The organism is Microbacterium pullorum, assembly GCF_014836535.1.
Lineage (GTDB): Bacteria > Actinomycetota > Actinomycetes > Actinomycetales > Microbacteriaceae > Microbacterium > Microbacterium pullorum.
On record NZ_JACSQP010000004.1, the window covers coordinates 209,566 to 229,702 of the forward strand.

17 protein-coding genes and 1 riboswitch are annotated in these 20,137 nt (G+C 73.0%); of the genes, 10 read left to right on the forward strand and 7 right to left on the reverse strand.

The window, feature by feature from the left end; translation table 11 throughout:
- Window positions 1-20: 20 nt before the first annotated feature.
- Genes fgd through cofG form a run of 3 tightly spaced genes read right to left on the reverse strand, consistent with a single transcriptional unit; the run spans window position 21 to window position 5,097 of the window.
- Entirely contained in the window at window positions 21-1,034 is a 1,014-nt protein-coding gene (gene fgd, locus H9651_RS07980; protein WP_191718762.1) for a glucose-6-phosphate dehydrogenase (coenzyme-F420), read from the reverse strand.
- Window positions 1,031-2,518: a flavin-containing monooxygenase gene (locus H9651_RS07985; RefSeq protein WP_191718763.1), complete on the reverse strand. Its 1,488-nt coding sequence runs from the start codon at window positions 2,516-2,518 to the stop codon at window positions 1,031-1,033. The genes fgd and H9651_RS07985 overlap by 4 nt, the downstream gene beginning before the upstream one ends.
- Window positions 2,515-5,097 carry a 7,8-didemethyl-8-hydroxy-5-deazariboflavin synthase CofG gene (gene cofG / locus H9651_RS07990; RefSeq protein ID WP_191718964.1) on the reverse strand — a complete coding sequence of 861 codons (2,583 nt, stop codon included), beginning with the start codon at window positions 5,095-5,097 and terminating at the stop codon, window positions 2,515-2,517. The genes H9651_RS07985 and cofG overlap by 4 nt, the downstream gene beginning before the upstream one ends.
- Before the next feature lie 105 nt (window positions 5,098-5,202).
- Here cofG and H9651_RS14735 point away from each other — a divergent pair, with 105 nt between their 5' ends.
- Window positions 5,203-5,952: a hypothetical protein gene (locus H9651_RS14735; RefSeq protein WP_225216514.1), complete on the forward strand. Its 750-nt coding sequence runs from the start codon at window positions 5,203-5,205 to the stop codon at window positions 5,950-5,952.
- A 92-nt stretch (window positions 5,953-6,044) separates the two neighbouring features.
- On the opposite strand, the gene H9651_RS08000 is transcribed toward H9651_RS14735, so the two are convergent.
- The gene (locus H9651_RS08000) at window positions 6,045-6,866 is read right to left on the reverse strand and encodes an ABC-2 transporter permease (protein ID WP_191718764.1); all 822 of its coding nucleotides are present in this window, start codon (window positions 6,864-6,866) and stop codon (window positions 6,045-6,047) included.
- A complete protein-coding gene (locus tag H9651_RS08005) occupies window positions 6,863-7,894 on the reverse strand; it encodes an ABC transporter ATP-binding protein (protein ID WP_191718765.1) in 1,032 nt (343 codons plus the stop codon). Before H9651_RS08005 ends, H9651_RS08000 begins: the two co-directional genes overlap by 4 nt.
- Before the next feature lie 68 nt (window positions 7,895-7,962).
- On the opposite strand from H9651_RS08005, the gene H9651_RS08010 reads away from it, so the two are divergent.
- From H9651_RS08010 to H9651_RS08020, 3 genes are read left to right on the forward strand one after another with little or no spacing between them, the layout of a single operon-like run.
- Window positions 7,963-9,027, forward strand: a complete 1,065-nt coding sequence (locus H9651_RS08010) for an enoyl-CoA hydratase/isomerase family protein (RefSeq protein ID WP_191718766.1) — start codon at window positions 7,963-7,965, stop codon at window positions 9,025-9,027.
- A gap of 57 nt (window positions 9,028-9,084) precedes the next feature.
- A complete protein-coding gene (locus H9651_RS08015) occupies window positions 9,085-10,011 on the forward strand; it encodes a DnaJ domain-containing protein (protein ID WP_191718767.1) in 927 nt (308 codons plus the stop codon).
- A gap of 59 nt (window positions 10,012-10,070) precedes the next feature.
- The gene (locus H9651_RS08020) at window positions 10,071-11,663 is read left to right on the forward strand and encodes an SLC13 family permease (protein ID WP_318244806.1); all 1,593 of its coding nucleotides are present in this window, start codon (window positions 10,071-10,073) and stop codon (window positions 11,661-11,663) included.
- A 31-nt stretch (window positions 11,664-11,694) separates the two neighbouring features.
- Here H9651_RS08020 and H9651_RS08025 read toward each other — a convergent pair whose 3' ends face one another.
- Complete coding sequence (locus tag H9651_RS08025; RefSeq protein ID WP_191718768.1) at window positions 11,695-13,239, reverse strand: D-alanyl-D-alanine carboxypeptidase family protein; 1,545 nt, start codon at window positions 13,237-13,239, stop codon at window positions 11,695-11,697.
- Between the two features lie 38 nt (window positions 13,240-13,277).
- Window positions 13,278-13,387: riboswitch (TPP riboswitch) on the forward strand.
- On the opposite strand from H9651_RS08025, the gene H9651_RS08030 reads away from it, so the two are divergent.
- The 6 genes from H9651_RS08030 to H9651_RS08055 all read left to right on the forward strand — a co-directional run bounded on the left by H9651_RS08030 (window position 13,381) and on the right by H9651_RS08055 (window position 18,878).
- Window positions 13,381-14,028: an ECF transporter S component gene (locus H9651_RS08030; RefSeq protein ID WP_191718769.1), complete on the forward strand. Its 648-nt coding sequence runs from the start codon at window positions 13,381-13,383 to the stop codon at window positions 14,026-14,028. It overlaps the preceding riboswitch by 7 nt.
- Window position 14,029: 1 nt before the next feature.
- Complete coding sequence (locus tag H9651_RS08035) at window positions 14,030-15,580, forward strand: ABC transporter ATP-binding protein (protein WP_191718770.1); 1,551 nt, start codon at window positions 14,030-14,032, stop codon at window positions 15,578-15,580.
- The gene (locus H9651_RS08040; RefSeq protein WP_191718771.1) at window positions 15,577-16,353 is read left to right on the forward strand and encodes an energy-coupling factor transporter transmembrane component T family protein; all 777 of its coding nucleotides are present in this window, start codon (window positions 15,577-15,579) and stop codon (window positions 16,351-16,353) included. Before H9651_RS08035 ends, H9651_RS08040 begins: the two co-directional genes overlap by 4 nt.
- 148 nt (window positions 16,354-16,501) lie before the next feature.
- Complete coding sequence (locus H9651_RS08045; protein WP_191718772.1) at window positions 16,502-17,263, forward strand: SDR family NAD(P)-dependent oxidoreductase; 762 nt, start codon at window positions 16,502-16,504, stop codon at window positions 17,261-17,263.
- Window positions 17,264-17,271: 8 nt separating this feature from the next.
- Window positions 17,272-18,054, forward strand: coding sequence for an enoyl-CoA hydratase/isomerase family protein (locus H9651_RS08050; RefSeq protein ID WP_191718773.1), 783 nt, complete (start codon window positions 17,272-17,274; stop codon window positions 18,052-18,054).
- Complete coding sequence (locus H9651_RS08055) at window positions 18,051-18,878, forward strand: SDR family oxidoreductase (RefSeq protein WP_191718774.1); 828 nt, start codon at window positions 18,051-18,053, stop codon at window positions 18,876-18,878. Before H9651_RS08050 ends, H9651_RS08055 begins: the two co-directional genes overlap by 4 nt.
- Window positions 18,879-19,268: 390 nt before the next feature.
- Here the strand turns inward: H9651_RS08055 and H9651_RS08060 are convergent, their stop codons facing one another.
- Complete coding sequence (locus H9651_RS08060; protein ID WP_191718775.1) at window positions 19,269-20,114, reverse strand: Cof-type HAD-IIB family hydrolase; 846 nt, start codon at window positions 20,112-20,114, stop codon at window positions 19,269-19,271.
- Window positions 20,115-20,137 lie beyond the last annotated feature (23 nt).

Consider the following 20,137-nt stretch of genomic DNA (forward strand, 5'->3'; position numbering starts at 1 on the left):
TCCGACCCCCGGGTGTGACGTCACGCGCCGAACCGGGCGCGCAGCCGCGGCAGGATCTCGTCGCCGTAGGTGCGCAGGAAGGTCTCCTGGTCGTGCCCGGGGTCATGGAACACGAGGTGACGGAACCCGAGGTCGACGTACCGCGCGATCTGCTCCACGTGCTCCTCGGGATCGGTCGACACGATGAAGCGCGACGCCGCGCGTTCGATCGGCAGCGCGTCGGCACGCCGCTGCATCTCGAGCGGGTCGTGGATGCCGGTCTTCTCCTCGGGTGACAACGCCAGCGGGGCCCAGAACCGGGTCTTCTCCAGCGCCTGCTCACGGGTATCGGCGAGCGACACCTTCACCTCGATGAGGGTGTCCACATCGTCCGCGGTGCGGCCTGCCTTCTCGAGACCTTCGTCGAGCGCGGGCAGCAGCTTGTCGGTGTACAGCGCCGGATCCTTGCCGCTGGTGGTGATCCACCCGTCGGCCATGCGGCCGGCCAGGCGGGTGGCGGCGGGGCCGGACGCGCCGATGTAGATCGGCACCGGCCGGTCGGGGCGGTCGTACACGGTGGCATCCGAGACGTGCCAGAAGCTGCCCTCGTAGGTCACGCGCTCGTCCGCCCACAGCTCGCGGATGAGGGTGATGGCCTCCTTCATGCGCTGGAAGCGCTCGGGCGGGTCGGGCCAGTCGAGGCCGAGGGTCACCTCGTTGAGCGCCTCGCCGGTGCCGACGCCGAGGATGATCCGCTCGGGGAACATCACCCCGAGCGTCGCGAAGGCCTGCGCGATGACGGCCGGGTGGTAGCGGAACGTGGGGGTGAGCACCGAGGTGCCCAGCTGCACGCGAGAGGTGCGCGCGCCCACCGCGCCGAGCCACGGCAGCGCGGCGGGAGCGTGGCCGCCCTCGTGCATCCACGGCTGGAAGTGGTCGGAGATGAACACCGAGTCGAAGCCGACGTCTTCGGCGAGCACGGCGAAGTCGGCCAGCTGTGCCGGCCCGAACTGCTCGGCCGACGCCTTGTACCCGAGGCGGATCGGAAGGGTCATGCGGGTCTCCTCTCCTCCCCGCCCCGGCGGGCGGGTGTGGTCATGAACTCCGAGCCGTCAGTGCGGGCGAGCCGCGCGCGGAATGCGTCGACAGTACCGGGCCACAGCAGCGTCAGTCGCCCGCGGTCGACGTACCAGTTGCGGCATCCGCCGGTCAGCCACGGTGTCGTGGCCGCCGCCCGAGCGATCTCGGCGGTGTAGTCCGCCTCGGCATCCGGGTGCACGCGCAGCACGCCGTCGGATGCCGCCGCGCGCTGCACGAGCGCCCGCACGGCGTACGCGGCCTGCTCCTCGAGCATGAGCACGGAGGAGTTGTGGCCGAGCGAGGCGTTGGGGCCGTCCAGTACGAACATGTTCGGGAAGTCCGAGACGACGGTCGAGGCGAACGAGGTCATTCCGCCAGCCCAGTGCTCGGCGAGGGTCTCGCCGCGTTCGCCGGTGACCAGCTCGGCGTAGGGCTGGCGCTGCGAGACGAATCCGGTGGCGAGGACGAGTGCGTCGGCGGTGTAGCGGGCCCCGGATGCCGCGACGAGCTCGGTGCCGGCGACCGCCGCGAGCGCGGAGGGCTCGAGGGTGACGGCGGGGGAGGCGACGGCCGGGTAGAAATCGTCCGACAGCAGCACGCGCTTGCATCCGAACGCATAGTCGGGGGTGAGGGCGCGGCGCAGTGCCGGGTCGGCCACGTGGTTCGCGAGGTGGGTGAGGGCGACCTCGCGGGCGGCGGCGGATGCCGCGGCATCGCCCGATCGTGACGCGTACCGCGCCTCGCCCTCGACGTACAGGGCGGCGCGGAGCGCGGCGAGCTCCTCGGGGTGGGTCGCGAAGCGATCGCGTTCGGCGTCGTCGTAGGGGTGCTCGCCACGGGGGACGATCCACGCGGGGGTGCGCTGGAACAGGGTGACGTGTGCGGCGGTCTCGGCCAGCCGCGGGACGAGCTGCACGGCGCTCGCTCCGGTGCCGACGACCGCGACGTGCGCGCCGGAGAGGTCGGTGGCGTGGTCCCACCGGGCGGAGTGGAAGATGGGGCCCGCGAACTGCTCCAACCCCGGGATCTCGGGGATCGACGGCTCGGTGAGTCGACCGCAGGCGAGCACGAGAACCTCGGCGGTGAGCGCACCGGAGGGGGTGTCGATGTGCCAGCGCGACGCCGTGGCATCCCACCGTGCGGCAAGGAGTGGGGTGGACAGCCGCAGCCGGTCGCCGAGGTCTTCGACGTCGGCGACGTGCTCGAGGTAGCGGTGGATCTCCGCGCCCGTGGCGAACAGCCCCGACCAGTGCGGGTTCGGGTGGGTCGCGAAGCCGTACAGATGTGAGGGGACGTCGCACGCGACTCCCGGGTAGGTGTTGTCGCGCCAGGTGCCGCCGACGGATGCCGCGCGCTCGAGGATCGCGAAGGAGCCGCGGCCGGCCCGCCGCAACGCGATCGCCATGCCGAGGCCGGCGAACCCGGCGCCGACGATCGCGACCTCGACGTGGTCGGTCACGACCCGCCCCGGTCCCGCTCGGGTGTCGCGTGCCCGTCGGGTGTCGCGTGCCCGCTCCGCGGGGGCTGCTCGAGTGTCACTTGCGCACGGTGTGGGCCCGCGACACCCGCCACACGCGACACCGGAGCAGCGCTGGCCGGCGCGGCGGGCGCAGCCGGCGCGGGCGGGGCGGGGCGGGGGGTGCGGTAGTCGGTCGTGCGGAGGCGGAAGGGGCGGAACAGGCGCGCCGCGATGCGCGCGGCATCGGCCGCGGGAAGCTCCTGCCCGTGCTCGATGCCCGCGGCGGGGCGCATCCGGCCGTCCAGCAGTGCACCGCCGAGGTCGTCGCCACCCGCGCGCAGCAGCACCGCGGCCGCCTCGCGCCCCACGCGCGGCCACGGGATCTGCACGTGCGGGATCGAGCCGTTGAGCGCGAGACGCGCGACGGCGGTCATCGCCCGGTGCTCGTCGATCGGGGTGCGCCCGGTCACGAGCGGCACGCCCCCGGCCGGCCCGGGAAGCGGGATCGGCACGAACTCGGTGAACCCGCCCCCGGCGCCGGCGGATGCCGCGGCCTCTTGCAGCGCGCGCAGCAGCCGCAGATGCGCGATGCGTTCGGCGGCGGTCTCGACGTGCCCGTAGAACAGCACGCTCGTGGAACGGAAGCCGTGCCGATGCGCGGCCGAGATGCCCTCGACCCACCGGTCGACTTCGAGGTCGGTGGGGAAGAGCGTGCCCCGCACCCGCTCGGTCGCGACCTTCACGCCGGTGCCGGGCACCGTGTCGACTCCGGCGTCGCGGAGCGCGGCGAGGGCGCCGTCCAGCCCGAGCCCGCCACGATCGGCGAGGTCCCAGACGTCCTGCGGGCGGTAGGCGTGCAGATGGATGCCGGGGGCCGCGGCCTTCACGGCGCGGGCGATCGCGAGGTAGCCGGACGGGTCGATCGTGTCCGGAAGCGCGCCCTGCACGCACAGCTCGGTGGCCCCGAGGGCGAGGGCATCGGCGGCGATCGCGGCGACGTCGTCGAGGTCGAACTCGTCGGGTGCGACCGCACCGCCCGGGCGCAATCCGGTGGACGTGAGGTTGCGGTTGACCACCAGGCTCACCGCCTCACCCACGGTGTAGCGCCGCACGTCGTCAGCGGTCGCGACGACCGTCTCGAGGTCGTCCCCGGTGGAGCGCAGCAGGCGTTCCCAGTCGTCGTCGCCGAGCGCGAGCGGGTCGGCGGCGGCCTGCTCGGCGAGCCGTGCGGTGGTCGCGCCGGCGGCCGGGCGCGCATAACGTCGCTGATCCGCGTCGTTCGGGCCCGAATCCGGGCCGGCGGGCGCCGAACCGGCCGGATCAGCGACATTGTGCGCGCCGCCCGCGGCCGACCCCGCACCCACGGCCGCGAGGCCCGTTGCGGGGTCGGCGAGGGCGGCGACGGGGCCGTGCATCGCGGGGTCGAGCCACTCGTCGGCGCGGCTGACGTACTCCGGGTGCGCGGTGAGGCGCTCCTGCAGTGTGAATCCGAGCGTGGCCGTGCGCGCGGCGAGGTCGTCGAGGTGCGGCCAGGGGCGCTCGGGGTTGACGTGGTCGGCAGTCACCGGCGACACCCCGCCCCAGTCGTCCGCGCCGGCCCGCACGAGCAGGTCGAACTCCATGGGATCCGACAGGTTCGGCGGCACCTGCACCCGCATGCGCGGCCCGAGCACCAGGCGGGCCACCGCGACGGCGGCCACGTACTCGTGCAGCGCGGCGTCGGGGGCGGTGCGCGCGGCCGTGCCCGGCTTCGCGCGGAAGTTCTGCACGATGACCTCCTGCACGTGGCCATGACGTTCGTGCGCCGCGCGGATGGCCACCAGCGACTCGGCACGATCGCGCAGCGTCTCGCCGATGCCGACCAGGATGCCGGTCGTGAACGGCACCCGCGCGCGCCCGGCGTCTTCGATGACCTGCAGCCGCACCGCGGGGTCCTTGTCGGGGGAGCCGAAGTGCACCTGCCCGGGTTCGGTGAACAGTCGCTCCGACGTCGTCTCGAGCATCATGCCCATCGACGGCGCGGTGGGTCGCAGCGCCACCAGTTCGTCATGGAACATCACCCCGGGGTTCAGGTGCGCCAACAGCCCTGTCTCGGCGGTGATGAGCCGCGCCATCGCTCCCACGTAGTCCAGCGTCGAGGCATAGCCATGGTCGTCGAGCCAGGTGCGTGCGGCCGGCCACCGCTCCTCCGGCCGGTCCCCGAGGGTCAGCAGCGCCTCCTTGCAGCCGTGCGCCTGCCCCTGCCGCACCACCGCGAGCACCTGCGCCTCGGTCATGAACAGCGGCTTGTGCAGCGAAGCCAACTGGCCCGGGGTGTCGACGAACACGCAGTAGTGGCAACGGTCGCGGCACAGTGTCGTGAGGGGGACGAACACCTTGCGGGAGTAAGTGATGACGCCGGGGCGTCCGGATGCCGCCAGCCCGGCATCCCGCACCCGTCCGGCGGCCCGCAGCAGACGGTCGAATGCCTCGCCGGTCGAGTGCAGCAGCACCTCGGCGGTCACGGCATCGATGCGCTCGCCGGCCTCGGCACGTGCGAGTGCGGCGTCGACGGTCGCCGCCTCGGGGGAGGGCTGCAGCAGGGTCACCGATCCAGTCTCGCACCGTCCGGCGCCGCGGGGTCCGACGAGATCGTTGCCGTCCCGTAAGCAAACACGGAGCGTTGCGCTGGCAGACTAGAACCCATGGTTACCCTCCTGCTGGATTCGACGCGGCTCGAGGTCGTGCTGTCGGCCACCGAGCGTGCGCTCGCATTCCACAAAGGGAATGTGATCGTCCCGCGGGAGACCATCGCCAAGGTTCAGCTCATCGATGACCCGTGGACGTGGGTGCGCGGCATCCAGAGCCCGGGCACGCGCATTCCCGGTGTGATCGCGATGGGCACGTGGAAGTCGGTCAACGGCGAGGACTTCGTCATCGTGCGGCGGCACCGTCCCGGGGTCGTCATCGACCTCGAAGGTCACCCCGAGTTCGACCGCGTGGTGCTGACCACACGCCACGGCCTCGCCCTCGTGCAGTCGCTGCACGTGGATGCCGGCGAGCAGCCCGCCGACGTCGTGGATCTCGCCACGGGTGCCGTCGCGACCACGGCCGATGCCGAGCCCACGCCCCCCGCGAAGAAGGCGGCGGCGAAGCCGAAGCCCGCGGCGACACCGAAGAAGCCCGCCCCTGCGAAGCCGGCCGCAAGCAAGCCGGCCGCAAGCAAGCCGGCCACAAGCAAGCCGGCCGCACGCAAGCCGGCCACGGCAAAGCCCTCCGCGACGTCGAAGACGTCGGCCACGAAGAACGGCACCGGAGCGGCATCCGCGGCACCCGCGCAGAAGCCGGCGCCCCAGCCGAAGCCGGCACCCAAGCCGAAGGCTGTGCCGAAGCCGGCGCCCGCGACCCCCGCCGCGGATGTCGCCGCACCGGGCGCCGACTCCACGCAGGCCTGACCCGCGTCCACCGTCGCACCGGCGCCCGGCGCAGAGCGACCCCGCGCGGCTAGAGCGACCCGGCGCCGCTGGATCGCCGCCGCGCCGCGCCGCTACGCGACGTCGCGCCGCCAGCTGAACAGATACGCCAGCACCATCAGTACGGCCGCGATCGCCAGCAGCACGAGGCCGCCGGCCCACCACTCCAGGGCAGACCCGCCACCGCCCATCAGCGCCTCCGCATCGAAGATGCTCGCGCCGACGAGGGCGTCGGATGCCGCGCCCGGCAGGAACCGGACGACGTCGGCGGCGCCCTCGATGAACGTCACGAGGGTGCGGGCGATGGGCTCGATGAACTGCGTGAACACCAGCACGCCCACGATGGCGACGATCTGGTTGCGCACGAGCGCTCCGACCGCGATGCCGATGAAGACCCACAGCACGAACGCCACGACCATGCGGCCGACCATCGCCCAGGTGTCGCTGTCGCCCAGCTGTGTCGCCACGCCCTGCAGCGCCAGCATCGCCGCCGACGGGCCGACCGAAGCCGCGATCCCCACGACGCCGTACAGCACACCCAGTCCTGCGCCCACGATGAGCTTCGCGCCCAGCACGCGCGAGCGCTGCGGGGTGGCGAGGAAGGTGGGGGTGAGGGTCTGGTGCCGGATCTCGGTGGTCACCATGAGCGTGCCGATGAGAAGCGGGAAGACGTATCCGATCGCCGTCGCCAGGCTGTACAGCTGCGGCGGCAGGGAGTCGGCGGGCAGCTGCGGGGCGTTGCCCGGCAACGCCCCGGTGGAGGACGCGGCGAAGAAGAACCCCAGTGCTGCGGCGGTCGAGCCGACGTAGACGACGAGCACGATCGCGAGGATCCACCAGGTCGAGGTGGAGAACTGCTTCGTGGTCTCCGACTTGACGGTGCCGACGAGGCTCATCGCGCGTCCCCTTCCCGCGTGGATTCGACAGGCGGGTCGGAAGTCCCGCCTTCGGCAGGCGCGCCCTCGACCGGCTCCGTGCCGGCCTCGGCTGCGACAGCGCCCGTCTCCCCGCTGAACGCGCTCGGATGCACACGCGTGCCGTCGGCGAGCTGCAGGAAGACCTGCTCGAGCGACGGGCCCTGGCGCTGCAGCAGCGACAGTGCGACGCCGGCGGATGCCGCGATGCGACCGATGTCGGCGGGGTCGGCGGCCTCGACGCGCAGGCCCGCGCGCAGCACCTCCGTGCCCACGCCGGCGGCCGTCAGCGCCGCCGTCAGCGCGGCGCGGTCGGGGGCGTCGACGACCGTGGTGTACTCGGCGGGGTCGACGAGCTCATCGATGGTGCCCTGGAAGACGAGGCGTCCGCGGGCGATGACCAGCAGTGAATCGACGGTCTGCTGCACCTCCGACAGCAGGTGCGACGAGACGAACACCGTGCGCCCCTCGCTGGCGAGGGCGCGCAGCAGGTCACGCATCCAGCGGATGCCCTCGGGGTCGAGCCCGTTGGTCGGCTCGTCGAGCACGAGCACTCCGGGGTCGCCCAGCAGCGCGGCGGCAAGGCCCAGTCGCTGGCGCATGCCCAGCGAGTAGCCGCCGACCTTGCGCCCCGCGGCATCGGTCAGCCCGACCAGTGCCAGGGTCTCGTCGACGCGGCGGGTCGGCACATCGGATGCCTGTGCGAGCGCGGTCAGGTGGGCGGCAGCTGAGCGCCCGGGGTGGAAGCTCGAAGCCTCCAGCGCCGAGCCCACGTTCTGCAGCGGGTGACGCAGCTGCGAGTAGGGGGTGCCACCGACGGTCGCGGCGCCCTCGGTCGCGCGGACGAGTCCCAGCAGCATGCGCATCGTGGTGGTCTTGCCGGCGCCGTTGGGCCCGAGGAAGCCGGTCACCCGGCCGGGTTCGACTCGCGCGCTGAATCGGTCGACAGCGGTCAGTGAACCGAATCGTTTCGTAAGACCCGAGAACTCGAGCGTCTGTCCGTCGGGCATGCCGATCCTCTCGTTTCCCGCCAGTCTGTCGGGGATGCGCGGCGAACGCGAGCCGATAGCGTGGGGGCGTGAGCCAGCCGAGCACCGAATCCCGCGTCCGGGCGGAGCGTCGCGACAGCGTCGGGCACGTGACGCTCGATCGCCCCCGCGCCATCAACGCCCTCGACCTCGGCATGATCGAGCAGTTGCAGACGGCGCTCGACGCCTGGCGAGACGACCCCGACGTCGCCGTCGTGCTGATGGACGGCGCCGGCGACCGCGGGTTCTGTGCGGGTGGCGACGTGCGGGGACTCTACGACCAGATCGTCGAGGGGCGCCCGGTCGACACCGGGACGTTCTTCCGCGCCGAGTACGCGCTCAACGCGGCGATCGCCGAGTACCCCAAGCCCGTGATCGTGCTGGCCGACGGCATCACGATGGGCGGCGGCATCGGCCTGGCCGGGCATGCGGCCGTCCGCATCGTGACCGAGCGCTCGCAGCTCGCCATGCCCGAGACCCGCATCGGGTTCACCCCCGATGTCGGCGGCACGTGGCTGCTCGGCCGCGCACCGGGCCGGGTGGGGGAGTACCTGGGTCTCACCGGGGCGTCGATGGATGCCGCCGACGCCATCTACGCCGGGTTCGCCGACCACCTCGTGCCGTCGGAGCACCTGTCGCAGCTGCACCATGCGCTGCAGACGCGCGCCGACCCGCACACGCCCACCGAACTGACGCTGCTGTTCGATGCCACGGCCGGTCCGAGCCGGCTCGAAGCCGATCGGGAGTGGATCGACGACGCGTTCGCCGCCGACACCGTGACCGACATCGTCGCGCGCCTGCGCGCCCGGCCCGAGACCGCGGCATCCGAGACCGCCGACCTGCTCGAGCAGCTGTCGCCCACTGCGCTGACGGTCACGCTCGCCGCCGTCCGGCGAGCGCGGGAACTGCCCGACCTGCGGGCCGCGCTCGCGCAGGAGTACGGGCTGGTGATGTGGTTCGCCCAGACCCAGCCCGACCTGGCGGAGGGCATCCGCGCGCAACTGGTCGACAAGGACCGCTCGCCCCGCTGGAACCCGGCCGCACTGGCCGACCTCGACGAGGGAATCGTCCGGGAAGCGCTCGCGTTCGTCCCCGACGTGCCGCTCTGGGCGTAGCCGCAGTCTGCTCACCGCCGCGGCTATTAGCCTGAGAGGTGGACCTGGGGAGGCAACGTGTTCGACAGTCCGCTGTCCGCGTCGGCGTACGACGTGCTCGCCGTCGACCCCGCGGCCGACGACGACGAGCTGCGCAAGGCCTACCGACTGCGGCTGCGCCAGACACACCCCGACACCGGCGGGGATGCCGCGGTGTTCGTGCAGGTGCAGCGCGCCTGGGAACTGGTGGGAACCCCCGAGGCCCGCGCCGCATACGACCGCGGCCACGGGTTCGGTGACGCGGCCGTCCCCGACTTCTCCGGCTGGAAGGCGCCCGCCGCCCGCACCGACACGCGCCCCCGCGCGCGGTCGTTCGGGCACCCGGGCGGTTGGCGGCGGGAACGGTATCTGACCCTCATCCGCGAGTGGGCGGGCCGCGGCGTGGAGCTGGCGGACCCCTACGACCCGGCGCTCGTGCGCACCGCCCCGCACGACGTGCGGCGTCTGCTGGCCGACGCGCTCGCCGAGGAGGCCACGGCGCGCGTGGTCGCCGACCTCGGCATGGGGTACACCGTGTGGCACGACGTGTCGGCACCCGGCCGTCGCGACGGCCCCGACGCCAAGCTCGACCACATCGTCCTCGGACCCAGCGGCCTGTACGCCGTGCTGTCGGAGGACTTCGGCGGGCCGGTGCGGGTGCGCCGCGGCGAGCTGATCGGCGACGGTGTCGACGGATCGCCGATCGCCGACCTGGTCGCACGGGCGCGCACCGTCGCGCGCGCCGCCGGGGTGCGCTTCAGCGGCGCCGTGGTGGTACTGCCCGACGACGACCTCGGCCAGGCGATCGAGGAGCTCGGCAAGGTGCGGGGGCTTCCCGTGGCCGTGGTCTCCCGCAGCGCCCTGGCGACGGTGCTGCGGCGGGGGATGACCGGCGCCCGCGACATCGGCGGCAACGAGCTGTTCGATGTGCGCACGCGGCTGCAGCGCACCGTGCGCTTCGTCTAGCAGCGGCATCCCGCCAGACGACCCGGACGCGGGCTGGGGGTGCGCGGTACCGTGGACGCGTGGACCCCGTCATCGCGATCTTCGTCATCCTGGGGCTTGCGGTGCTCGCGTTCATGAGTGGCAAGATCCCGCTCGCGGTCGTCGCCGTCGGGGTGACGCTGGCACTCTGGGTCACCGGCATCCAGACCCTCCCCGAGGCGTTCGCCGGGTTCGGCGACCCGACCGTGCTGTTCATCGCGTCGCTGTTCGTGGTGAGCGAGGCATTGGATGCCAGCGGCGTGACCGCCTGGGCGGGGCAGCAGGTCATCACGCGCGCCGGCGCCAACCCCCGCCGCCTGCTGGTGATCGTGGGGGCGATGGCGGCGATCCTCACCGGGTTCATCAGCATCAACGGCGCCGTCGCCGCGCTGCTGCCGGTGGTCGTGGTGGTGGCGGTGCGAGCCCGCATCGTGCCGTCGAAGATGCTCATCCCGCTCGCGTTCGCGGCGAGCGCCGGCTCGCTGCTGACCCTCACCGGCACGCCCGTGAATCCCATCGTGTCGCAGCTCGCGGTCTCGGCGGGCGGGCGGCCGTTCGGGTTCTTCGAGTTCGCGCTGGTGGGGGTGCCGCTGGTCGTGCTGACGCTCCTGCTCCTGCCGATCCTCGCGCCGCGCCTGCTCCCGGATCGCTCGGCCGACCGGTTCGAATCCGCGCCCGACCCGAGTGCGGCTGCTCGCTCGTGGCGGGAGAGCTACGACGTCGACCTGTCGACGGGGTCGTTCTTCAACGCCAGCGAGGGTGTCGCCGAGGTGCTGGTGGCACCGCGGTCCACGCTCATCGGCCGCAAGGTGTGGCCCGGCATGACCACGCGCGACGAGAACCTCGTCATCCTCGCCGCCCACCACGGTCGCGCCGACAACCCCAACGCCTCGCGCGGCTCCGGCGGCGTCGGCGAGGTGACCCTGCAAGCGGGTGACGCCGTGCTCGTGCAGGGGCCCTGGGCAGCGCTGGAGCGTTACACCCGCTCTCCCGACGTCATCGCGGTCACCCCTCCGCACGCTCTGCGGCGCACGGTGCCGCTCGGGCGGGGCGCACGCCGATCGCTCGTGATCCTCGGACTCATGGTGGTGCTGCTCGCCGCCAACATCGTCCCGCCCGCCGTGGCGGGACTGCTCGCGGCCGGTGCCCTCATCCTCACGCGCGTGGTGACCATGCCGCAGGCCTATCGGGCCATCTCGTGGACGACGGTCATCCTCATCGCGGGCATGGTGCCGCTGTCGTCGGCTTTCGTCTCCACCGGCGCCGCCGACATCGTGGCCGACGTGGTGCTGGGGTTCACCGGAGACGCGTCACCGCACCTGGCGCTGCTGGTGCTGTGCATCGTGACGATCATGCTCGGCCAGTTCATCTCGAACGTCGCGACGGTGCTCATCGTCGCGCCGATCGCGGTGTCGATCGCGGCGACGCTGGATCTCAGCGTGCAACCGTTCATGATGGCGCTCACCGTGGCCGGGGCCGCCTCGTTCTTCACCCCCATCGCCACGCCGGTGAACCTCATGGTGATGCAGCCGGGGGGCTATCGCTTCGGCGACTACTGGCGACTGGGGGCACCGCTGGCGCTGGTGTTCCTCGCCGTCGCGGTGCTCTACGTGCCGCTCGTGTGGCCCTTCTAGCCTGCGTGCCGCTCGTCGGTGGAGACGGCGGTCAGCCCGCGAGGCCGAACAGCTCCAGCGGGTGTGTGAGCCGCCACCACGGCGACGGGTCGGCGATGTCGGCTGCCAGGTGCACCTCGACGGTGTCGGTGTCGAGCGGGCCCGTCACCGTGAGGGTGCCGACCGTGGTGTCGGCGGCCCGGTCGTCGCCGACCGCGAGGTCGGATGCCACGGTGGCGGCACCGCCGTTCCAGAGCACGACCGCGGCGTCTTCCGACGTGAGCAGATCGACGCGCTCGCCCCACGCCGTCGTGACCACCCCGGCCACGGTGCCGGCGGTGACCGACGGGCGCAGCTGCAGCTCGGCCTCGAGCTGCGCCAGCAGCGCGCGGCCGGCGGCGGTGCGCGTCTCGACGTCGGGCTGTCCCATCACCGAGGCGTAGACGCGCACGGGGGTGTCGCCGATCTGCAGGTCCTTCGCCACCATCAGGTTGAAGTGCTGCCAGAGCGACCCGGTCTTGATCCCGACCACACCGGGGTCGGCCAGCAGGGCGTTGGTGTTCTCGATGAGTCCGGCGCCCGGCAGCTCCGCCGTGCGCATCTGCACGATCTCAGCGACGACGGGGTCGGCCATGGCCTTGTCGGCGAGGGCGAGCAGCGCCGCCGGGTCAGCGGTGTTGTCTTCGTCGATGCCGCTCGGGTCGACGACCGTGATGCCGGTCAGCCCCTGCGTGGACAGCCAGGTCGATGCCGCATTGGCGAACACCTCGTCGCTCGGCCACAGCGTGGCGGCGAGGCGGTCGGCGTAGTTGTTCGCGGACGCGATGAGGATGCCCTGCAGCATCTGGTACTGCGTCAGCGAGCCGCCGGCGGGCACCGGCAGCGCGGACTCGCCGCGTTCGCGGTAGGCCCAGTACGTCTGCTGGTCGGCGCCGGTGAAGCTGTACTCGGGCCCCTGCTCGCCCGGGGCGAGAGGCTGCTCCTCGAGCACCATCAGCACGGTCACGACCTTGGTCAGGCTCGCCATCGAGATGGGGTCCACGGTGGATGCCACAGTCGCGCCGATACCGTCGACCCCCACCGCGGCGCCTCCTGCTGTCGGCCACGCGGGGGCGGACGCGGGCGCCGATGCCGGTGTGATCGTCGTGGCGGTCACCAGCGGCGGCAGGGCGTGCAGCGGCCACAGCAGTGTCGTGCCGACATACAGCGCGATGACGGCGAGCACGCTGAGCAGCGGAACCAGCACGCCCGCGCGCAGCGGAGAGCGCCGAGGGCGGCGAGCGAGCAGATCGGGGTGGATGACGGCGTAGGGCGACGCGGCGGCGGCGAGGGTGACACCGGGCGCCGTCGCGGCGACGACATCGTCTTCCACCCAGCTGAGGGCGACCCGGCGGGGCGGCGTGACCGGCGCCTCGGTCGGCAGGGCGATGACCTCATCGGCGGGCGTGGCGTCGGATGGCGTGGGCTCGGCGTCGCCGGCGTCGCCGGTCACCGTGGCATCCTCGCTCGGCTCCGGGCGGGCGCCGCCGGTGGGCGTCGCCAGCCCGCGCGTGCGGCGGGCGCGGCGCGTCAAGGGGGGCGCGTCCTCGGTGGTCACCAGGCAAAACTACCCCGTGCCGTCGTGGGTATACTCAACGGCACAACCACGGGAGTCCGGTGAGCCGGGCTGAGAGGAAGCGATCCACGCTTCGACCGTCGAACCTGATCCGGATCATGCCGGCGCAGGGAGGAGATCAGAATGCACGCATCCACGTCTGCCCGCGAAACCGCGCAGGGCTCGCCCGATCGGCGTGTGCCGCTGTCCCAGCGCTGGCGCTGGCGGGTCGTCGACATCGTCGTCGCCAGCGTCATCGCCGTCGCCTGCGCCGCGGTGTTCCTACTGTGGAACGTCGGCTACGAGGGGCCCAGCGCGCTGCTCAAGCCGCTGCTGCCGGGCGTGCAGGGACTGCTCGCCGGGCCCTGGCTCATCGCCGGTGTGCTGGGTGGGCTCATCATCCGCAAGCCCGGTGCGGCGCTGTACACCGAGACGGTCGCCGCCGTCATCTCGGCGCTCGTGGGCAACCAGTGGGGCCCGCTCACGATCGCCTCCGGCCTCGTGCAGGGCCTCGGCGCCGAGCTGGTGTTCCTGCTGTTCCTCTACGGCGTATGGCGGCTGCCCGTCGCGATTCTGGCCGGTGCCGGCGCGGGCCTCGCCGCCGGCATCAACGACCGCATCCTCTGGTACCCCGGCGCCGACACCCTGTTCACGACCGTCTACATCACCTCCACCACGGTCTCGGGTGCCCTCATCGCCGGGCTCGGGGCGTGGCTGATCGCGCGGGGGCTGGCGGCGACGGGGGCGTTGAACCGGTTCGCCGCGGGGCGCGAGGTCTCCCGGCGCGTCTGACGTGCCGGCATCCACCATCTCCCCACCCGTCGCCGTCGAGGCGCGCGGGTGGGGCTGGCGCTACGCGACCCGGCAGGCGTGGGCTGCGCGCGAGCTGACGCTGCGCATCGAGCCGGGCGAGCGCGTGCTGCTGCTCGGCGCGTCGGGCTCGGGCAAGTCCACGCTGCTGCAGGGCATCGCGGGCGTCCTCGGCGGGGCCGACGAGGGCGAGCAGGAGGGTGAGCTGCGGGTCGGCGGCGAAGCCGCCGCAGCCACGCGCGGGCGCTCGGGGCTCGTGCTGCAAGACCCCGACAGCCAGACGATCCTCGCCCGCGTGGGCGATGACGTCGCCTTCGGGTGCGAGAACCTCGGCGTCCCGCCGGGGGAGATCTGGCCCCGGGTGCGGGCGGCGCTCGACGCCATGGGGCTGGGCGTGCCCCTCGACCGACCCACCTCGGCGCTCTCGGGCGGACAGAAGCAGCGTCTGGCGCTCGCCGGCGTGCTCGCCATGCGCCCGGGGATCGTGCTGCTGGACGAACCGACCGCCAACCTCGACCCCGCCGGCGTCGCCGAGGTGCGCGACGCAGTGGGTCGGGCGCTGGATGCCACCGGCGCCACCCTCATCGTCATCGAGCACCGCGTCGACGTCTGGCTGCCGTTGGTCGACCGTGTGATCGTGCTCGCCCCCGGCGGTGGGGTGCTCGCCGACGGGTCGCCGCGGGAGGTGCTCGGCCTCGGCGGCACCAGCCCGTCGCCCGCCGCGGCGGCTGCCCCCCTCGCGCCCGACCTGCCGCAACGGCTCGCCGCCGCGGGGGTGTGGGTGCCCGGCATCCCGCCGCAGGTGCCACCGCCGCCCGCCGCGGCGCCGGGGGAGGCGCTGCTGACTGCCCGCGCCCTCACGGTGGCGCGCACCGCGGGCGTCGCCGTCGCCGGTCCCCTCGACCTCGACGTACGCGCCGGCGAGGTGCTCGGGGTGGTGGGGCCCAACGGCGCGGGCAAGTCCACGCTCGGTCTCACCCTCGCGGGGCTGCTGCCGCCTGCGGACGGAGTCGTCGCGGCATCCGATGCGCTCGCCGCCGACGCCGCGCCGCGCCGTCGGCGGGCGCCGGCGGGTGTCGCGCCCATCGGGTGGTCGTCGCGGAGCCTGCTCACCCGCATCGGCACGGTCTTCCAGGATCCCGAGCATCAGCTGCTGGCGCGCACGGTGCGCGAGGAGCTCGCCGTCGGCCCGCGCGCGCTGGGACTCGACGACGACGTCATCGCCGCGCGCGTGGATGAGCTGCTGGAGCGACTGCGGCTGACGCGCCTGGCCGAGGCGAACCCGTACACGCTCTCCGGCGGCGAGAAGCGGCGGCTGACGGTCGCGGCGACCCTCGCGGCGCGGCCCCGGGTGATGGTGCTCGACGAGCCGACTTTCGGGCAGGATGCCACCACCTGGGCCGAGCTCGTGGCGATCATCGCGAGCCTGCGCGACGGCGTCGACGAACGGGGCCCGCTGGGGGTCGTCGCCGTCACCCACGACGACGCGGTGCTCGCAGCCCTGCACGCCCGGGGCTTCGAGGTGGGCACGTGAGCCCCGAGGTTGGCCGGGGGCCGATCGCGCAGCGCAACGCCGTCGCCAAGCTCGGGGCGGCGCTGCTCATCGCGCTGCCGCTCGTGGCCACGATCGACCCCGTCTCGGCGCTGGTGGCGCTGGCGCTCGAGATTCCGCTGCTGCTGGCGGCGGGGCTCAGCGCGCGCCAGTTCTGGCTGCGGACGCTCCCGCTGTGGATCGCGGCGCCCACCTCCGCCGTCACGATCGCCCTCTATGGCGCCACGAGCGGCGAGGTCTACGCCGAGTGGCTGTTCATGCGGGTGAGCGAGGGGTCGCTGCTGCTGGCGGCGGCGACGTTTTTGCGAGTGCTGGCGATCGGGCTGCCGGCGGTGGTGCTGTTCGTCACGGTGGATCCCACCGACCTCGCCGACGGGCTGGCGCAGATCGTGCGGCTGCCCGCACGGTTCGTGCTGGGCGCGCTCGCCGGGATGCGCATGCTGGGGCTGCTCGCCGACGACTGGCGGGCGCTGTCACTCGCCCGCCGCGCCCGCGGCGTGGCCGACACCGGCCGGCTGCGGCGCGCAGTGGGCACGGCGTTCGCGCTGTTCGTGCTGGCGATCCGGCGCGGATCATCCCTCGCCACGGCCATGGAGGCCCGCGCGTTCGGCGCTCCCGGCCGGCGCACGTGGGCGCGGCAGTCCCGGCTGACCGCCGCCGACGGACTGCTGCTGCTCTACGGCGCCGCGATCTCGGCGACGGCGCTGACCGTGGCGATCGCCGTCGGCACGTTCACCCCGGTGCTCGGGCGCTGACGCGGGGCCGCTGGCCGCGGTGCTCCGGGGAGCACGAACTCCGTCCGCGCGGTTCGACGCGCGCCCGGTAGCCTGGGTATCGTCGACCTCGACCGTGAGACGCAGTCGCAGGAATCGTGACACGCAGCATCAGTTCAAAGGAGAACGCATGGACATCGCCGGCGCATCCGCCCTCGTCACCGGAGGAGCCAGCGGGCTGGGATTGGCCACTGCCCGACGTCTGGCCGACGCCGGCGCCCACGTCGTGATCGTCGACCTGCCCTCGTCGGCCGGCGTCGAGCGCGCTGCGGAGTTCGGCGGCACGTTCGCCCCCGCCGACGTCACCGACCCGAGCGAGGTGGCCGCGGCCGTCGCGACCGCCGCCAGCGTCGGGCCGCTGCGGGTCGTCGTCAACTGTGCCGGCATCGCGCCGCCCGCGAAGGTGCTCGACCGCGAGGGCGTTCCCACCGCGCTCGCCGACTTCGAGCGCATCGTGCGGGTGAACCTCATCGGCACCTACAACGTCATCGCACAGGCATCCGCCGCCATCGTCCGCACCGAGCCGACCGCCGGCGGCGATCGCGGCGTCATCGTCAACACCGCCAGCGTCGCCGCGTTCGACGGGCAGATCGGGCAGCCCGGATACGCCGCGAGCAAGGGCGGCGTGCACGCGATGACCCTGCCGATCGCGCGGGAACTCGCGCGTCACGGCATCCGCGTCGTCACGATCGCCCCCGGAATCATGGAGACGCCCATGCTCGCGAGCCTGCCGCAGGCCGCGCAGGACTCCCTCGGGCAGCAGGTGCCGCACCCCGCGCGCCTCGGCCGCCCCGACGAATACGCCGCGCTCGTCACGCACATCGTGGAGAACGACTATCTCAACGGTGAGACCATCCGCCTCGACGGCGCCATCCGCATGGCACCGAAATAAGGAGCACCATGAGCGACACGATCCTCCTCGCCCGTGAGGGCGGCCTCGCGCGGCTGACCTTCAACCGCCCCGCCTCGCTGAACGCGATGGACTTCGAGATGGGGCAGCGCTGGCGCGACCTCGCGCACGAGGTCACCTCCGACGACACGATCGGCGCGATCGTGATGGATGCCGCCGGGCGCGCGTTCTGCGCAGGCGGCGACGTCGTGGCGATGGCGACGTCCGGTGCCGGGGGCTCGGGCGTGACGGACATGGCTCGGGTGATCCACGACGGCATCCGCACGTTCGTCGAATCCGACAAGCCGATCGTCGCGGTCGTGCAGGGCGCCGTCGCGGGCGGCGGACTCGGACTCATGCTCACCGCCGACTACATCGTCGCCGCCGAGCACGCCAAGTTCGTCAGCCGATACGCGAACATCGGGCTCACCCCCGACCTCGGCGTCTCGACGCTGCTGCCGGCCGCGGTCGGGCAGCGCCGCGCCCTGCAGCTGCTGCTGCAGGACCTCACGATCGATGCCGCCACCGCGCTGGACTGGGGCCTCATCGCCGAGGTCGCCGCCGACCCCGCCGCCCGGGGCGACGAGATCGCCCGGTTCTGGCTCGACGGCGCGACCGTCGCGTTCGGCAAGGCGAAGCAGCTCATCCGCACCGGTGCGCACCGGGCATTCCAGGACAACCTCGACGAGGAAGCGGCGTCGATCGGCGCGCGCTTCGACACCGACGAATCGCGCGTGCGCGTGGTCGCGTTCGCCGCGGCATCCCGCAAGAACACCACCAAGGAGAACGCATGAGCCTCGCCGGCAAGACCATCCTGATGTCCGGCGGCAGCCGCGGCATCGGCCTCGCCATCGCCCTGCGCGCCGCCCGGGACGGCGCGAACATCGCGCTGCTGGCGAAGACCGACACGCCTCACCCGAAGCTCGAGGGCACGGTGCACACCGCCGCCGAGCAGATCCGCGCCGCGGGTGGGCAGGCGCTGCCGATGGTCGGCGACGTGCGCAACGACGACGACATCACCGAGGCCGTGCTGAAGACACAGGGCGAGTTCGGGGGCATCGACATCGTCGTCAACAACGCGAGCGTCATCGACCTGTCGGGTTCGCTCGAGCTCTCGGCGAAGAAGTACGACCTGATGCAGGACGTCAACGTGCGCGGGACGTTCATGCTCAGCCGCACGGCGCTGCCGATCCTGAAGGATGCCGCGAACCCGCACATCCTGTCGCTCTCGCCGCCGCTGAATCTCGACCCGAAGTGGCTCGGTGCGCACACCGGCTACACGCTGGCGAAATACGGCATGACGATGGCGACGCTCGGGCTCGCCGCCGAGTTCGCCGGCGACGGCATCGCCGCCAACACCCTGTGGCCGTCGACGACGATCGCGACCGCGGCCGTGCAGTTCGCCCTCGGCGGCGACCGGATGATGAAGGTCAGCCGCACACCCGAGATCTACGCGGATGCCGCGTACGAGGTGCTGGTGCGTCCCGCCGCGTCGGTCACCGGGCAGACGTTGATCGTCGAGGACGTGCTGCGGGAGGCCGGGGTGACGGACTTCTCCGGCTACGCCGCCGTGCCCGGCACGCCCGACAGCGAGCTGTTCCCCGACATCTTCCTCTGACCCGTTCCTTCCGCGGGCCGGGTGCGGGCCGCGCGGCCGGGCGGGCTGCTCCGGTGTCGCGTATGGCGGGTTCCGCGCGGGTGGACTGTGCGGAGGTGACACTCGAGGGGTGCGCGGATGTCGCGCGGGGTCGGGGGCCTGCCCGGGTCCCGGGCGGGCTGTTCCGGTGTCGCGTGTGGTGGGTTCCCGCGCGGGCGGACTGTGCGGAGGTGACACTCGAGGGGCGCGCGGATGCCGCGCGGGGTGGGGGGCTGCCCGGGTCCCGGGCGGGCTGCTCCGGTGTCACGGTTGGCGGGTTTCCGGCGCGGGGACTGTGCGGAGGTGACACTCGAACGGCTCGCGGGCGCGGGCGCGGGGCGCGGAGCGCGAGCGCGGGGCGGGCGGGCGGGATCAGCCGGCGACGAGACCGTGACGCACGAACGCGTTCCAGATGCCGTCTTCGCGCACGCTCGTCGTGACGTCGTCGGCGAGTTCCTTCAACTCGGGTGCGGCATTGCCCATCGCGATGCCCACGCCGCACACCTCGAACATCTCGACGTCGTTCCAGCTGTCGCCGATGCCGATCGCGTCGGCGGGGTCGATGCCCAGCCGCTCGAGCACGCGCAGGATCGCGGACCCCTTGGTCGTGCCGCTCATGCCGATCTCGCCGTTGGTGCCGCCCGGCAGCGGCATGCTGCCCGGCACGACGTGGAACCGATCGCCCAGCGCCGCCCTCGCGTGCGCGACGGTGCCCGGGTCTTCCCCCAGGAACACGGCCTTCGCGACGTCATCGAGGTCGACCTCCGCCATGTCCCGGAACCGCGGCGTACCCTGCGGGGCGGTCTGCGGCTCGTCGGAGTTGCGGTGGGTGCTCAACCACTGCGCCATGAACGCGGCGGTCGCCGCCTGGGCCTCCGGGGTCGCGTAGACGGCGGCATCCGTCTGCAGGAAGTACAGGATGCCGTTCTCCTCGAAGTAGGAGGTGAGGCGCTCGACGGCATCCCGCGGCATGGGATCGGCCACGATGACCTCGTCACCGCTGGTGGCGTATGCGCCGCCGTTGGTGATCGCGCCGTCGAAGCCGATCGCTTGCACCCGAGGGTCGATGTCGCCGTGGGAACGGCCGGTGCAGAGGTAGACCAGGCAGCCGGCGGCGCGGGCGGTGCGGATGGCCTCGATCGTCGAGGCGGCGATGTCCCTGCCGTGGTCGAGGATCGTGCCGTCGACGTCGAGGAAGGCGATGCGGGGGGTGGTCACGGGAGTTCTCCAAACAGGTCGTG

Coding starts and splice junctions, on each gene's coding strand:
- fgd (WP_191718762.1), bottom strand. CDS start 1,034: ATGACCCTTCCGATCCGCCTCGGGTACAAGGCGTCGGCCGAGCAGTTC.
- H9651_RS14735 (WP_225216514.1), top strand. CDS start 5,203: ATGGTTACCCTCCTGCTGGATTCGACGCGGCTCGAGGTCGTGCTGTCG.
- H9651_RS08000 (WP_191718764.1), bottom strand. CDS start 6,866: ATGAGCCTCGTCGGCACCGTCAAGTCGGAGACCACGAAGCAGTTCTCC.
- H9651_RS08005 (WP_191718765.1), bottom strand. CDS start 7,894: ATGCCCGACGGACAGACGCTCGAGTTCTCGGGTCTTACGAAACGATTC.
- H9651_RS08030 (WP_191718769.1), top strand. CDS start 13,381: ATGCACGCATCCACGTCTGCCCGCGAAACCGCGCAGGGCTCGCCCGAT.
- H9651_RS08045 (WP_191718772.1), top strand. CDS start 16,502: ATGGACATCGCCGGCGCATCCGCCCTCGTCACCGGAGGAGCCAGCGGG.
- H9651_RS08050 (WP_191718773.1), top strand. CDS start 17,272: ATGAGCGACACGATCCTCCTCGCCCGTGAGGGCGGCCTCGCGCGGCTG.
- H9651_RS08055 (WP_191718774.1), top strand. CDS start 18,051: ATGAGCCTCGCCGGCAAGACCATCCTGATGTCCGGCGGCAGCCGCGGC.